The 16475-nt window shown below is 43.9% G+C and carries 10 protein-coding genes; 2 read left to right on the forward strand and 8 right to left on the reverse strand.

Annotation, left to right across the window (positions count from 1 at the left end):
* Positions 1-176: 176 nt before the first annotated feature.
* The 5 genes from OC443_RS11825 to tig all read right to left on the reverse strand — a co-directional run bounded on the left by OC443_RS11825 (position 177) and on the right by tig (position 6618).
* Entirely contained in the window at positions 177-449 is a 273-nt protein-coding gene (locus OC443_RS11825) for an HU family DNA-binding protein (RefSeq protein ID WP_073579811.1), read from the reverse strand.
* A 188-nt stretch (positions 450-637) separates the two neighbouring features.
* On the reverse strand, positions 638-2989 hold the full coding sequence (lon, locus tag OC443_RS11830; protein WP_073579812.1) for an endopeptidase La: 2352 nt from the start codon (positions 2987-2989) through the stop codon (positions 638-640).
* 117 nt (positions 2990-3106) lie between these two features.
* On the reverse strand, positions 3107-4381 hold the full coding sequence (clpX, locus tag OC443_RS11835) for an ATP-dependent protease ATP-binding subunit ClpX (RefSeq protein ID WP_073579813.1): 1275 nt from the start codon (positions 4379-4381) through the stop codon (positions 3107-3109).
* 201 nt (positions 4382-4582) lie between these two features.
* Positions 4583-5209: an ATP-dependent Clp endopeptidase proteolytic subunit ClpP gene (gene clpP / locus OC443_RS11840; protein ID WP_073579814.1), complete on the reverse strand. Its 627-nt coding sequence runs from the start codon at positions 5207-5209 to the stop codon at positions 4583-4585.
* A 104-nt stretch (positions 5210-5313) separates the two neighbouring features.
* On the reverse strand, positions 5314-6618 hold the full coding sequence (gene tig, locus OC443_RS11845; RefSeq protein WP_073579815.1) for a trigger factor: 1305 nt from the start codon (positions 6616-6618) through the stop codon (positions 5314-5316).
* A gap of 492 nt (positions 6619-7110) precedes the next feature.
* Here tig and OC443_RS11850 point away from each other — a divergent pair, with 492 nt between their 5' ends.
* A complete protein-coding gene (locus OC443_RS11850) occupies positions 7111-8916 on the forward strand; it encodes a sensor histidine kinase (RefSeq protein WP_073579870.1) in 1806 nt (601 codons plus the stop codon).
* Positions 8917-8924: 8 nt separating this feature from the next.
* A complete protein-coding gene (locus OC443_RS11855; protein ID WP_073579816.1) occupies positions 8925-10271 on the forward strand; it encodes a sigma-54-dependent transcriptional regulator in 1347 nt (448 codons plus the stop codon).
* A 124-nt stretch (positions 10272-10395) separates the two neighbouring features.
* Here the strand turns inward: OC443_RS11855 and OC443_RS11860 are convergent, their stop codons facing one another.
* The 3 genes from OC443_RS11860 to OC443_RS11870 form a co-directional block, all read right to left on the reverse strand.
* A complete protein-coding gene (locus OC443_RS11860) occupies positions 10396-13005 on the reverse strand; it encodes a bifunctional aconitate hydratase 2/2-methylisocitrate dehydratase (RefSeq protein WP_073579817.1) in 2610 nt (869 codons plus the stop codon).
* A 65-nt stretch (positions 13006-13070) separates the two neighbouring features.
* Positions 13071-14198 (reverse strand): 2-methylaconitate cis-trans isomerase PrpF family protein, encoded by a 1128-nt coding sequence (locus OC443_RS11865; RefSeq protein WP_073579818.1) that lies wholly within the window; start codon positions 14196-14198, stop codon positions 13071-13073.
* Between the two features lie 67 nt (positions 14199-14265).
* Positions 14266-15633, reverse strand: a complete 1368-nt coding sequence (locus OC443_RS11870; RefSeq protein WP_073579819.1) for an aspartate-alanine antiporter-like transporter — start codon at positions 15631-15633, stop codon at positions 14266-14268.
* Between the last annotated feature and the right edge of the window lie 842 nt (positions 15634-16475).

The following is a 16475-nucleotide window of genomic DNA, read 5'->3' on the forward strand; positions in this document are numbered from 1 at the left end:
TTCTCCAGGCTCTAAAGCCTCATGCTTCATCAGTTTTAAATTGAATAAACTTAAATAACTTTATTGGGTCTGGCGATGATGATACCAAAAAAAAAGAAATGCGCATCACCATGATGCGCATAATTTCATAAACTTCTACTTAATTTTGTTTCAAAATCACAAAATTCCAAACCAGATTAATTACACGCATCTTTTAACGCTTTTCCAGCTTTAAAAGAAGGTACTTTCGCTTCTGCAATTTGAATTTCTTCGCCCGTTTTTGGATTACGGCCAGTACGAGCGGCACGGGTACGCACACTGAAGGTCCCAAAACCTACAAGGGCAACTTGATCATCAGATTGTAACGCTGTACCAACCGCCTCAATGAATGCATCAAGTGCACGTCCTGCGGCTGCTTTAGAAATATCTGCATTTGATGCAATTTGTTCTACTAACTGAGTTTTATTCACTGTGATTCCCCTTTGCCACCTATATCATTATTAATTGCGGTGTATATATTCCATGAGTTAAAAATGCCCCAAGCCTTATCATTAAAGGGCTTAAGCCATAATAAGTAAAGTTAACGTTCAAAAAAAACGCTGACAAGCCTTTTTTTTGCTAATCAGCGTAAACAATTAGTTATTTTTGCTATATATCACTATTTTTGAGCATTAAACTCAACTCCGGAAGGATCTTTTTCCAGTGCGATTGTCAGGACTTCGTCAATCCATTGCACAGGAATAACCTTCAGGTCGGCGATAACATTTTCCGGAATCTCTTCCAAATCACGCTCGTTGTCTTTAGGAATTAATACCGTCTTAATCCCCCCACGATGCGCTGCGAGAAGTTTTTCTTTCAATCCGCCAATAGGTAAAACTTCTCCACGTAAAGTGATCTCACCAGTCATTGCAACTTCTGCTTTTACCGGATTTCCAGTCAGACTTGAAACCAGGGCTGTACACATAGCAATACCAGCACTTGGGCCATCTTTCGGCGTCGCACCTTCGGGAACGTGGACATGAATGTCTCTCTTCTCATGGAAGTCTTCATTAATTCCAAGTTTTTTCGCCCGGGAACGAACAACCGTCATTGCCGCCTGAATTGACTCTTGCATCACATCACCAAGTGAGCCTGTCTGAATCAGCTTACCCTTACCCACCATAGACTGAGTTTCTATAGTCAGTAAATCACCGCCAACTTCAGTCCATGCTAACCCTGTCACCTGACCAATTCGATTATTGTCCTCAGCTTTTCCGTAATCAAATCTTTGAACCCCTAAAAACTCTTTCAGGTTATCTTGATTTACAGTGACTTTACTCACACCTTTATCCAACAGAATATTCTTGACCGCTTTCCGGCAAATTTTAGAAATTTCCCGTTCCAGACCACGAACTCCCGCCTCACGGGTATAGTAACGAATGATACCTATAATCGCTGAGTCATCCAGTTCAATTTCAGGAGCTTTCAGCCCATTACGCTCAATCTGTTTAGATACGAGGTGTCGTTTAGCAATATTCAGCTTTTCATCTTCGGTATAACCAGATAAACGTATCACTTCCATACGATCCAACAAAGGACCCGGAATATTCATTGAGTTTGAAGTTGCAACAAACATAACATCAGACAAGTCGTAATCAACTTCTAAATAATGATCGTTAAATGAATTATTTTGTTCCGGATCCAAAACCTCTAACAGAGCTGATGCAGGGTCACCCCGCATATCCGAAGACATTTTATCAATTTCATCAAGCAAAAAGAGCGGATTCTTCACGCCAACTTTTGCCATTTTCTGGATAAGTTTACCCGGTAGAGATCCAATATAAGTCCGGCGATGACCTCTGATTTCAGCTTCATCACGCACGCCACCCAAAGCCATACGGGTATATTTACGGCCAGTGGCTGCAGCAATTGAACGACCAAGAGAAGTTTTTCCGACACCAGGTGGCCCAACCAAACACAAAATCGGCCCCTTCAACTTCTGGATACGATTCTGAACAGCTAAATACTCCAGAATACGCTCTTTGACCCTTTCCAGACCATAGTGATCTTCATTAAGCACATCTTCAGCTTTAGATAAATCTTTCTTAACTTTAGAACGCTTGCTCCAGGGAACATTAACCATCCAGTCAATGTAGCTACGTACAACAGTTGCTTCAGCAGACATCGGTGACATCATTTTCAGTTTCTGCAACTCTTGTTCTGTCTTTTCTTTTGCCTCTTTCGGCATTTTGGATGCATCAATTTTTTGTTTTAGAGCTTCAAACTCATCTGGTGCATCATCCATTTCTCCCAACTCTTTTTGAATCGCTTTCATTTGCTCATTCAAATAATATTCGCGCTGGGATTTCTCCATTTGTTTTTTCACCCGGTTCCGGATGCGTTTTTCAACCTGGAGCAAATCAATTTCAGATTCCATCTGCCCCATCAAAAATTCCAGTCGTTCAGTGACATCCAGAATTTCCAGAACATGCTGTTTATCTACCAACTTCAGAGGCATGTGAGCAGCGATTGTATCTGCAAGGCGCGCAGCTTCATCAATGCCATTCAAGGCAGTTAAAACTTCAGGTGGAATTTTCTTATTTAGTTTAATAAAACCTTCAAATTGATTAATTGCGCTGCGAACAACAACTTCCTGCTCTCTTTCATCTAATTCAGGTGTTTCAAGATACTGAGCCTGAGCTGAGAAAAAATCTCCTTCGATGAAAGAGTCGATTCTTGCCCGCTGTTGTCCTTCAACTAATACCTTTACTGTACCATCCGGTAATTTCAATAATTGTAAGATAGTTGCAACCGTACCCACTTCGAATAAGTCATCAATCGCTGGCTCATCGGTCTCCGCTTCCTTCTGAGCGACAAGAAGGACTTGTTTGTTGTTATCCATTGCCGCTTCCAAACACTGGATAGACTTCTCACGACCAACAAATAAAGGAATGACCATATGAGGGTATACCACTACGTCTCTGAGTGGCAGCACGGGAATTTCTATACGCTCGGAATGTTCCAAGTTCATATTCTTCTCTCTTCCGCTTCAGTCTGTTATGGCAGTATATGGGGGTTAAATCACTGGATTCAATCATATAATAAAAAAAAGGAGGTAATGATTACCTCCTTTTTTATTTTTGCTTAATTATTCAGCACCAGCAGCTTGATTCTCACTACTGGAATAGATTAGCAATGGTTCAGACTCACCTTTAATAACCGACTCATCGATAACCACTTTAGTCACGCTTTCCATAGAGGGAAGTTCGTACATCGTTTCCAGCAAAACAGCTTCAAGTATTGAACGCAAACCACGTGCACCTGTTTTACGATTCATTGCTTTATTAGCGATTGCCCGTAGCGCATCTTCCCTTAATTCAAGTTCAACATCTTCCAGCTCGAAAAGTGCACCATACTGTTTTGTGAGTGCATTTTTCGGTTCACAAAGAATTTTGACTAAAGCATCTTCATCCAATTCAGTTAACGTAGCTGTCACTGGCAAACGGCCAATAAACTCAGGAATAAGCCCATATTTAACTAAATCTTCAGGTTCAACCTTTTTAAACAGTTCACCAACTGCCGTACTTTCATCTTTCGAACGAACTTCAGCACCAAATCCGATGCCGGTACCCGTCGCAACCCGTTGATCAATCACTTTGTCCAGTCCGGCAAATGCACCGCCACAAATAAACAGGATTTTCGATGTATCAACCTGCAAAAACTCTTGCTGAGGATGCTTTCTTCCACCCTGAGGCGGAACAGAAGCTACAGTGCCTTCAATCAACTTCAACAGAGCCTGCTGAACACCTTCGCCAGAAACATCACGTGTAATCGAAGGATTCTCTGATTTACGGGAAATTTTATCGATTTCATCGATATAAACGATACCACGTTCAGCTTTCGCTACATCATAATCACATTTCTGCAGAAGTTTCTGGATGATATTCTCAACATCTTCGCCGACATAACCAGCCTCGGTGAGTGTGGTCGCATCGGCCATTGTAAACGGCACATCTAAAAAACGGGCTAACGTTTCTGCAAGTAATGTTTTTCCGCTCCCTGTAGGACCAATCAGCAGAATATTACTTTTGCCCAGCTCAACACCGTCACTGGTTTTATCACCATTTCTTAAGCGCTTGTAATGGTTGTAAACTGCAACAGCTAAAACCTTCTTCGCATGTTCCTGACCAATCACATAGTCGTCCAGATGCTCACGAATTTGTCTTGGCGTTGGTAACGCAGTTGACTCTTTCTTTGGCAGAGCATCTTTAATTTCTTCCCGGATGATATCGTTACATAAGTCAACACATTCATCACATATATAAACAGAAGGACCTGCGATCAGTTTGCGAACTTCGTGTTGGCTTTTGCCACAGAAAGAGCAGTACAACAACTTTCCGCTCTCTTTGCTTGTATCTGTCATTCGCTAACCTCTTAGCCTTTACTCGTTATGAGTGAGTGTATAACAATTTAGTAAAAATTGCGTCATTCTATCTGTGTGTACCCCACATAATTGGAATTGCAGCAATACAACCTGTATACAACCATAACTCTGCCCAACGCATCAGGGCAAATTAATAAACACAGCTACACTTTCAAATATGAATTATAAGTTTAACACGAATTAATCATTACGATGTGTGAGAACAGCGTCAACCAGACCATAATCGACTGCTTCCTGCGCGGACATAAAGTTATCCCGGTCGGTATCGCGCTCAATCACTTCCAGCGGTTGACCTGTATGCTCAGCAAGCAATTGATTCAGTTTTTTCTTGATAGACAAAATTTCCTGTGCATGAATCTGAATATCAGACGCCTGCCCCTGGAATCCACCTAATGGCTGATGAATCATGACTCTTGAGTTTGGTAACACGAAACGCTTGCCAGCTGTTCCGCCAGCCAGTAAAAATGCGCCCATAGAACACGCTTGCCCCATACAGACAGTGCTGACATCAGGCTTAATAAATTGCATCGTATCATAAATGGACATCCCGGCAGTGACGCTTCCGCCTGGAGAGTTGATATATAGAAAGATATCTTTGTCCGGATTTTCTGATTCCAGAAAAAGTAACTGAGCAGCAACCAGGTTAGCCATTTGGTCTTCAACCTGACCCGTCAAAAAAATGATTCGTTCTTTCAATAAGCGCGAGTAAATATCGTAAGAACGTTCACCGCGAGAGGTCTGTTCAACCACCATTGGTACAAGTGCATCAACAACTGGCGACATTACGTTTTTTTCTTGGTAGCTCATATTCTTATGTCCCTAAAATAATGGTCCGGATGACGGATATCATACGGACCATTGTTAGCAGAATAGTTAACTGGAAGTCAACCTTCTATGATAGATATTGCTTATTAAGCTGCAGACTGAGAATTCATCAGCTCTGTAAAACCAAATTCTTTCTCAGAAATTTTCGCTTTATCAACCAGCGCATCAATCGCCTGCTCTTCCAGAGCAACATTACGCATGTTGTTCATCATTTCTTCATTCTGCTGATAATACTCAACAACTTCAGCAGGATCTTCATAAGCAGTTGCAACATCTTCAATTAATGCTTTAACTTTCTCGTCATCAGCTTCCAGCTCTTCTGACTTGATCACTTCACCAAGAAGAAGGCCAACAACGACGCGGCGCTTCGCCTGCTCTTCAAACAGTTCCCGTGGCAGTTGAGCCGCAGCTTCAGGGTTACCACCAAAGCGTTGAGCTGCCTGCTGACGCAGAACCTGAATTTCCTGTTCAATTAATGCTTTTGGCACATCAATTTCGTTTTCTTTTACCAGGCCATCAAGCACTTGCTGCTTAATGCGTTGTTTCACAGCCTGCTTCAGTTCACGTTCCATATTCTTGCGAACTTCAGTTTTCAGACCTTCAACACCGCCGTCACCTACACCGAATTTTTCTACAAATTCATCGTTTAATTCAGGCAGTTCCTGTTCTTCAACTTTGATCACTTTAATAGCAAACTTAGCAGCTTTACCTTTCAGGTTTTCAGCATGGTAATCTTCAGGGAAAGTGACATCAATATCAAATTCCATACCTGCAGTTTTACCTGCAACGCCATCTTCAAAACCAGGAATCATGCGGCCAGCGCCCATTTCCAGCGGGAAGCTTTCAGCTTTACCGCCTTCAAACTCTTCACCATCCACAGAACCAACGAAATCAATTGTGACACGCTTACCGTCTTCAGCTGCTGCATCAACTTCTTTCCACGTTGCCTGCTGCTTACGCAACGTTTCCAGCATTTCAGCAACATCTTCATCTTTCACTTCAACACTTGGCTTTTCTACCTCGATATTATCAAGGCCTTTCAGCTCAACTTCTGGGTAGACTTCAAAAGTCGCATTGAATACAAGATCCTGTTTTTCTTCATTGTCAACAGGAGCAAATGTTGGTGAGCCCGCCGGGTTAATTTTTTCCTGAACAATCGCTTCAATAAAATGACGGTGCATCACTTCGCCAAGGACATCCTGACGAACTGCCTGACCATACATTTTCGCAACCATTTTCAAAGGAACTTTACCTTTACGGAAACCATCGAAACGACGGTTTTTTGCGATGTTGCGTAGTTCCGCAGTAACAGCGTCTTCGATGTTAGCAGCAGGAACAGTAATATTCAGACGGCGCTCCAGGCCTTCTAGCGTTTCAACAGTAACTTGCATTGTATTATAAACCTCAAAAATAGCTCAGAAATCCTGAGCATTATGAATCTGTATCAAAAACTTGATCCGGATTGCATCCATGTACTGTACCTGCAACAGGTACATCATAACTAAACTTGTGAGCAGTGATGTCATTGACTCAGCTAACACCACGACAGAACCATTTATCGGATATGCTTCCGTCAAACTCAGGACAATTTTTTCAGACGCAACATTCTAACGATCAGAAATACAACTGTCGAGTTTATCTGGAGGCTGAAGTGCCTTGCTGCACAATTTTCTAGCAAAGATAACAAAATTATCCGGATTCATTTTTCCATAGCAAAAATGAATTGGGGCTAAATAATATATTTCAAGGCTATAATGACTTTTTTTATGTTAAGTGTCCAAAAAGAGATCTTGCTCTGAATTTCACACAACACTCCCTACTGTTACAGGGATTTGCACCATAAAATTGATGCCATCATACGGTTCTATCTGAAAATGAGTATCATGTCGTCAAATTTTCTCCGCATTCATCTGCCAATTTTTATACTGTTTATTTCGATCACCGGCTTTGGTGCGCACTGGGTATGGAAATCAGGCTATCAGAGCCAACTGAATGAACAGCGCTCTCAAATTGAGCAATACGCCAGCTATATACTGACGAAACTGGATAAATTCGCGCATATCCCGCGCTTGTTATCAAAAGATCAGCGACTCATCAAAGCATTGCAAAACACGAATAATCCGGCTCAAGCAGATTTGACTAACCGGTATCTGGAAGAAGTGAACAAGTTGATCCGGGCGTCTGATACCTATTTACTGGATCGGGAAGGCAATACGGTTGCCGCAAGCAACTGGAATCAGGAACTTTCATTTATTGGCAGAAATTTCAGCTGGCGCCCTTACTTTCAAAAAGCTGTTCAGGGAGAAGAAAGCCACTATTATGCATTGGGTTCGACTTCCGGAAAAAGGGGTTACTATTACTCTTACCCGATCATTTATGCCGGTGATATTCTCGGTGTTGTGGTGGTAAAAATGGACCTTTCAGCGATTGAAGAGCACTGGGAAGACAAAACCAGCTATTTTATTGCCACCGACCCGAACCAGATTATCTTTATGTCCAGCCAGCCTGAATGGCTGTTTAAAAGTGTGACGCCGCTGACTCTCAGGACTCAGCTAAAATTGCATCACTCAAAACAGTATCTGGACAAACCCATCAGGTCACTGAATCTCACCGGCGATTTTAAGGCAACCACAACAGAATGGTTCGATCCGTCCCGCATATGGATCAGCGGAGACTATCTGGTCACCAGCCGTCATTTAGACAATATTCCCCTCACGATTCGGGTCATTTCACCTAAAATCACGATTTTCTGGAACAGTTTTGGTTTCATCCTGATCACCATCATGTTGTTTACAATTCTCTACCTCTCCGGACTGCTTATTCTGCACAGAAAATCCAGACAAAAACAATTTGATCAGATTCAGCATGAAGCAAAACAGAAGCTTGAATTTCAGGTGATGGAAAGAACGGCCAAACTCAATACAGAAATTGAAGAAAGAAAGAAAACGGAACAGCAATTGATTCAGACCCAGAATGAGTTGATTCAGGCAGCGAAGTTAGCGGTCCTCGGCCAGATGTCTGCAAGCATCAGTCATGAGCTGAATAATCCTCTGGCTGCCATACGCAGCTTTGCTGACAACGGACGACGATTTATCTCCAGCGGCAAACCGGAACGTGCCGATGAAAATCTCGCCAGAATCGCATCCCTGACAGAAAGAATGGCAAAAATCAGTACCCAGCTGCGCTCTTTTTCCAGAAAAACCGATCAGGATGAATTTGTTGTCGCACAAATATTTCCGATTATTCTTTCAATCAAAGAATTGATTCAGTCACAACTGAAAGCTCATCAGATTCACCTGGAGTTAAATCCGCCGGAGGAACCAATATGGCTCAATGTCAATCCGATTCAGCTGGAACAGGTCCTGCTGAATCTGTTAACCAATGCAATACAGGCGTTGGCAGAACAACCACAGAAACAAATCAATATTGCTGTCGCAACTTATCAGGCACAACTCTATCTGCATATTGATGATAACGGGGATGGCCTGGATGAAATAAACCTCACCAAGTTATTTGATCCGTTTTACACCACCAGAAAAAACGGACTTGGACTTGGACTTTCCATCTCCCAGCAAATTATCCAGAATATGAATGGACATATTGAAGCGACCCGGTCACCTTTTGGCGGAGCCCGCTTCACGATTGTCTTACCGACCGTCCCTGCACCAGTGACCGAATCAACCTCATAGGAAAGCGTATGTGTGACGTATTTTTTATTGATGATGAGCCAGATATCCGCATTGCAATTGAGCAAAGTTTTGAACTGGCAGACATAAAAGCACGCTTCTTCGATTGTGCTGAAAATGCTTTGCTTGCGGCAAAAGAAGATGATTATCCTCTGGCGATTGTCACCGATATTCGTCTCCCCGGACTCAGCGGACAAAACCTGCTCCATTCAGTCCGGCGTCATGACCCGGATATCCCGGTGATCCTGATCACCGGCCACGGGGATATTTCGATGGCTGTGCAGGCAATGCACGATGGTGCTTATGACTTTATTGAAAAACCTTTTTCACCGGAACGCCTGACAGAAACAGTTTTCCGGGCCATCGATAAACGCCGCTTAACCCTGGAAAATCAGCAGCTGAAGAGAACGCTGAAAACCAGTCAGGTGCTTGGCCCACGGATTATTGGTGAAACTCAGGGAATGAAAAATCTCAAGGAAACCATTGGTCAGGTCGCAGATACCAGCGCAGACATTCTGTTATTTGGTGAAACAGGCACCGGTAAAGAACTTATTGCCCGCTCACTCCATGAGCTTAGTTCCCGCAGGGAACATAACTTTGTTGCGGTCAACTGTGGCGCAGTTCCGGAACACTTAATCGAAAGTGAACTCTATGGTCATGAAAAAGGCGCCTTTACCGGCGCTGAAAGTCAGCGCATCGGTAAATTTGAACATGCGCAGGGCGGCACGCTGTTTCTGGATGAAATCGAGTCCATGCCCATGCCGGCGCAAATTCGTCTTTTACGTGTGCTGCAGGAACGGGTGATTGAACGGGTCGGCTCAAATGAGTTAATTCCTCTCGATATCCGGGTGATTGCAGCAACAAAGGCGGATCTGAATGAAGCCTCACTTCAGGGCAGTTTCCGGCAAGACCTTTATTACCGGCTCAACATAGTCACTTTGGATATTCCGCCTCTCAGAGAAAGAAAAGAAGATATTCCGGCACTATTTCACCATTTTCTGCTGGTCGCAGCAGCACGCTACGGAAAAGCGGCTAACTCGATATCCAAACAGGATTTACAGCAGTTAATCAGCCATACGTGGCCGGGAAATGTCCGGGAACTGAGAAACTCAGCTGAAAGATACGTCTTACTGGGGAAGCTGATTCAGCCCGGTACAGAAAACCCTTCAGGTTCTCAGGCTCCGTCAGGATTATCCGAACAGGTAGCTGAATTTGAAAAGTCAGTGATTGAACAGGCATTAATTGAATGTGGCGGCAGTATCAAAAACACGATGGACACGCTCCATATTCCCCGCAAAACTTTATATGACAAAATGCAGAAATATCAGCTCGATAAAGACAATTACAAACACGAATAAAAAAGACAGCACCGGAAATCCCGGTGCTGTTTCATCTCAAGAATGAAAAGTACAACATGGAGTATAGAAATACATTCAGGCCACCGGAAAGATTCCCGGCCACCTGAAATAAGGAGGAAGCAGACTAAACAGCTTGCTTATGAATCACCTGATAGGATGGCTTTTCATAAGCTTCCATTTGGTCAAACTGTAAATATGAATAGATGTCAGCAGCTCCGCCTGACAACACCTGCATCGCTTGCAGATACTCGTCTTTGGTCGGCAAAGCGCCTTTGATGGCAGTAATCGTTGCCAGTTCAGCTGAAGCCAGATAAACCTTTGCTCCCTGACCGAGACGGTTCGGGAAATTACGGGTTGAGGTTGAAACCGCCGTACAATTCTCTGCAACTCTGGCCTGATTTCCCATACACAAAGAACATCCGGGTTGCTCAGTCCGGGCACCTGTGAGCGCAAACCGGTTGAATACCCCTTCCAGCTTGAGCTGATCTTCATCCATCCGGGTCGGCGGCGCGATCCACAATTTTGATTGTGTCGTCCCTTCGCAGGCTTTCAGCAGTTCAGCGGATGCCCGGAAATGGCCGATGTTCGTCATACATGAGCCGATAAAACACTCATCAACCGGCGTGTTTGCTTCTTCAGATAACAGACGAACATCATCCGGATCATTCGGACAACATAAGATAGGTTCGTGAATTGCTGCCAAATCAATCTCAATCACTGCGGCATACGCTGCATCATCATCAGCAGCTAAGAGCTCAGGGTTTGCCAGCCACATATTCATGGCATCAACCCGGCGTTGTAATGTTTCAGCATGGCCGTAACCCTGGGAAATCATCCACCGCAGCAAAGTGACATTCGATTCAGTATGCTGAATAACAGCATCCTGTTCCAGCGCAATCGTACATGCAGCCGCAGAGCGCTCTGCTGACGCATCGGCCAGCTCAAATGCCTGATCAACACTAAGTCCTTTCAGACCCTGAATTTCCAGAATCCGTCCTGAGAAAATATTCTTTTTGCCTTGTTTTTCAACAGTCAGCAGACCTTGCTGAATGGCGAAATACGGAATGGCATGAACTAAATCACGTAATGTAATGCCCGGGTTCATGTCGCCTTTAAAACGAACCAGAACAGATTCCGGCATATCCAGTGGCATGGTGCCGGTCGCAGCAGAAAACGCAACCAATCCTGAACCTGCCGGAAATGAAATTCCCACTGGGAAGCGGGTATGACTGTCACCACCGGTACCAACCGTATCGGGAACCAGCATCCGGTTCAGCCAGGAATGAATCACTCCATCTCCGGGACGCAGCGCAATACCTTCCCGGCTTTCATAAAATTCTGGCAGTGTGGCATGTAAAAGACTGTCGATTTTCCGCGGATAAGCGGATGTATGACAGAAAGACTGCATCACCAGCTCCGCACTATATTTCAGACAGGCCAGATCCTTGATTTCGTCCCGGGTCATTGCACCCGTTGTATCCTGAGAACCTACAGTTGAGATTTTCGGCTCGCAGTATTGTCCCGGACGAATGCCATCAGTACCGCAGGCCTTACCCACGATTTTCTGAGCCAGTGTAAAGCCGCCGGATTTTTCTTCAACCGTCGCACCAGCCCGGAAAACCTCTGATTCAGGTAAATTCAGCGCCTGACGGGCTTTAGCGGTCAGTTTCCGGCCAATAATCAACGGAATCCGCCCACCGGCACGGACTTCATCCAGCAGTACTTCTGTTTTCAGAGTAAACTGGCTCAACACAGCCCCGGTTTGCCGGTTCCGGATAATCCCTTCATATGGACGGACTTCGATTTCATCCCCCATATTCATGGCTGTCACATCGATATTTTCTATCGGCAATGCACCTGAATCTTCCATGGTATTAAAAAAGATAGGTGCAATTTTTCCGGCCAGACAGAGACCACCAAACCGTTTATTCGGCACAAATGGAATATCCTGTCCCATATGCCAAAGCACAGAGTTGGTCGCAGATTTACGTGATGAACCGGTCCCGACCACATCACCGACATAAGCTAACGGCAATCCCTTTGCTTTCAGGGATTCAATCAGTTGAACCGGACCTTTTTTCCCCGGTTCATCAGGTTCAATGCCATCCCGTGACATTTTAAGCATTGCCTGAGCATGCAGCGGAATGTCAGGTCGTGACCATGCATCCTGAGCAGGAGACAGGTCATCGGTATTGGTTTCACCGGTCACTTTAAAAACAGTCAGCGGAATGGATTCTGCAACCGCCGGGCGGGACAAAAACCATTCTGCATCAGCCCAAGATTGTAAAACAGCAGCAGCATAAGAATTGCCCGCGTCCGCTTTCTCTTTGACCGTATCAAACGCATCATAAACCATGATGGTCATTTTTAAGGCAGCAGCAGCCAGTTCTGCCAGCTGTGAATTTTCCAGCAAATCAATCAGGCTCATCACGTTATAGCCGCCCTGCATGGTGCCGAGCAATTCAACCGCTTTTTCCGGACTGATGGCATGACACGCGAGTTCACCATTGGCAATTTGCGTTAGATAATCAGACTTTACCTTCGCGGCATCATCCACACCTGCGGGGGTAAAATAAGTAATTAAACTTAGCAACCGGGTTTCATCAGCGTTGTTTTCATTCAACAGTAATTCAAACGCGGCCTGAGTCTGCTCAGCGGTCATTGCTTGTGGGTTCACACCCATATCGGTTCTTTCTTTTGCCTGTTTTTCATATTCGGCAATTAATTCGTACATATTGCTCTCACTATCTTTTTATCTGGGCCATCGCTGGTTATCCGGGCAATGGCCGGAAGTGTTCTTTATGCAAATGTGGTTTTGGTAAAGACCTGCCCCGCCATCAGAATCCGTGCTGTCCGCTCAACGGTAATCGCACTGATATGTTCTCCGTCCGCTTTAATAGCGGCACGCATAACACCGCCCGGATGTCCGAGGAACACCTCATCACTTTCAGAGGTCACAATCTCACTCACTAAACTGCCCTGAACTCTTGCTGCATTCGCCGTACAGACAGCACCGGTGATTGCCAGCGCCTGATGCGGCTTTTGCATCGACATCATGCGGATTAATAAGTCCATCTTTTCAGCAGGCTGAACCCGGCCGGACATATCGGTATAGTCTTGTGGCTCTGCAATGACCGTTGCTTTCGGCACAGCCGGCGATAAACGCGTCGCATCTTCGCGGGAAGCAAAACCGCACAATTCACAGGCAATCGAGCGGATTTCTTCGATCAGAGTCAGATCTTTCTCAGTAAAATCTGTATGCAGCTCTTTGCCGGTCAGCCCTAAATCTTTTGCCCGCATGTAAACCAGAGGCGCTGCAGAATCAATGATTGAGATTTCAATCTCACCGGCAGAAGTCTGAATCGTTTGCTTTGCTTCTCCGGTCGGTAACAGTTTTCCGGTGGAGGCACCCTGCGACTCATAGAAGCTTAAATCCAGCTTGGCTCCGGTTCCCGGAACGCCTGGAATCTCACAGTCACCGTCAACAACCAGTTCACCATCTTTGACCTGAACTTCGGCTTCAATCAGCCGGTTGCTGTTGGTGTTATTAATCATCACCCGGGTCAATGGCTCTTGTACCTGAACCATGCCGGTTGCAATAGCGAAAGGTCCGACACCAGAAGAAATATTGCCGCAGTTACTGTTGAACGCGACGGTTTCTGTATCAATACTGACCTGAGCGAAGGTATAATTGACATCAATCCCTTCCTGCTCTGACGGGCCAACAATCGCCACTTTACTGGTCAGCGAATTAGCACCACCCAGACCGTCAATCTGGCGCTTATCCGGACTTCCCATCACTTCAAGCAGAAACGGACCCCAGTCGTCCCGGTTAGATGGCATATCTTTTTCTGAGAAGAAAACACCTTTACTTGTACCTGCACGCAGAATCATGCAGTTTGTTTTTAAAACAGAATTCGTTTTCATGATGACCTCGTTATTCAGAAGCAAGCCAAACAGGCTACCGGAGTAGCCTGTCAGTTCCCGGATGGGATTAAATAGGTAAGTGGTTCATGACAATGGTGAAGAGCACCATACAAACCAAAGCGAATGGATAGGTAGCGGCATATCCTGCCCCGGCTTCTTCAGATTCAACCGCTTCAATTGCAGCACCTAAACCAGGTGTGGAAGTCATCCCGCCACAGATGGCACCGGATAACATAACCCAGTTAATTTTGAAGACGTATTTACCGACAACAAAACCGACAACCATACAGATAAATGCAACAGCAACAGACAACATTGCAATGTAAAGACCCGTACTGCTGAACAGCGCTGCAATCACCTTGTTGCCGTAAGTCAGACCAATAATGCCGACAAATGCACCAAGCCCTAATTTTTTCAGCACGTTTAGTGTTGCAGGCTCCATACGGAAGTTCTGGCCGGCAATTTCACCGATATGGCCAAGGATAAGAGAGGCAACCAGAATGCCACCGGTTGAACCCAGGCTGAAATAACCGATAGGTCCGAGATATACCTGAACAGAACCAAGCAACAGCCCTGAGAAAATGCAGCATGCAAATGCAATCATGTTGAATTTTCCAATCGGCTTCTGATTTGCTTCATCCGCTTTCATGGATTCAAGCTCGATCTTGAACGCAGCCTGTTCTTTTTCTAAATCAACCCGGAACAGCTTCGGCAGGAAGCTCATGGCCAGAATCACCATGATCACTCCAAAAGGGAAACCTATTGCATTTGCAGCACCCGTGCTGGCAACGGCTTCATGAACAAAGGCATCTTTCTGTGCTTTTGTCAGGTCAGTGGTATTGAAATGCGTTAACTGATGAGACGGATCAATCACCTTCAGGATTTTATCTTTTGTCGCATCAGGCAGATTCGGGAAATTATCAACAACGGCATAAGATGAATCTTCTGTGGTTTCCAGTGCTGCAGCAACGCCCGGAGAGCTGGTCAATGCAGCGGTGTAAACACCAGACATTTCATACAAACCATCGCCAATATTATCCCGGAGCAGATAAACAGACAGGCCACCGGTTGCCGTCAGGATGACTGACAGCAAGACAAATTTTGCTCCATATTTCTTCAATACTTTTCCAAGGTCTTTTGCAGATGCAAGACCTACAGCAGCAATGAAAAGGTAGAGGAAGAAATGAGCCACGTTATGCGGGACCAACCCGTGGTGAAGGATTTTCTGAACCCCGGCATAATATTCACTGTCCGGCCCGACACCTTCCAGTAAATTCAGCACAGCCCAACCAAAGAATAAACCGGTAAACAGGTTGCCGGAAATACCCAATTTAAATTTCCCTATTTTTATATTCTCAATACGGGAACCAATCATCAGTACCAGAAATATCAAGGTATAGGGATTTGAAAGAAACTTCAAAATCTCAAACTTCATTGTATTTACTCTCAATTATTGTTTCAGCTAAAGGTAATAAATAAAAAACTTATTTATTTTTTATCTTTGGGTATCAAGCCAATATGAATATATTTTCCCATCAAAAGAATAGAGAGTAATAACCTGATGAATGAAATAAAAACTTATCATTGAGGTTAAACTTATAATGGTTTGTGTATTTATGTTTCATCAATTTTATGAAACACATCAATCATACAATTCAATCTGTCATCATTACGGAAAGGCTGGCATTCGAACCATTGAATTCAGCAATCGTGTTTGATGATAAGCAAATAATTATCACAATTAACACCAGAGCCTAATTTATCAGGTACTGTGTTAACAACACATCCCCTTTCCACCGATACAGAGAGCCTTACAACGTCTCTTTATTCATTTTCATGGCGGCTAATACACCCGTAACTAACATGTATTATCTGTATAAATGATGAATAAGGTAATGTTTAGAACATTAATTTCATTTAAGTAATAAAGTCAGAAAATTTAAATTTTTACTAGTAAACACTTATTTGATTTAGATTAATAAAAAATATATTAGCCGTCACAAAATAAATATCAAATAGAAACTCACCTATTAATAATTATGTTTAATTCTCTACAAATAAAAATATAAATTGATATATATCAATTTATGATGCAGGCTCAATAGTTTAAATAAAATTAATGTTTTTAACTCCGAATCTATTGCTTCATCACTTCTGTTTGATATGCTCTGCAGTGGACAAAATGTTTTTAATGAAAGAAATGTTTTTTAATCAATAACCCGGCTTCAGATCATTTTTTTGGCTGAAAATATTGAGTGTTTTCTTTGATACCGGTAA

Source organism: Vibrio quintilis, assembly GCF_024529975.1.
GTDB classification, from domain to species: domain Bacteria; phylum Pseudomonadota; class Gammaproteobacteria; order Enterobacterales; family Vibrionaceae; genus Vibrio; species Vibrio quintilis.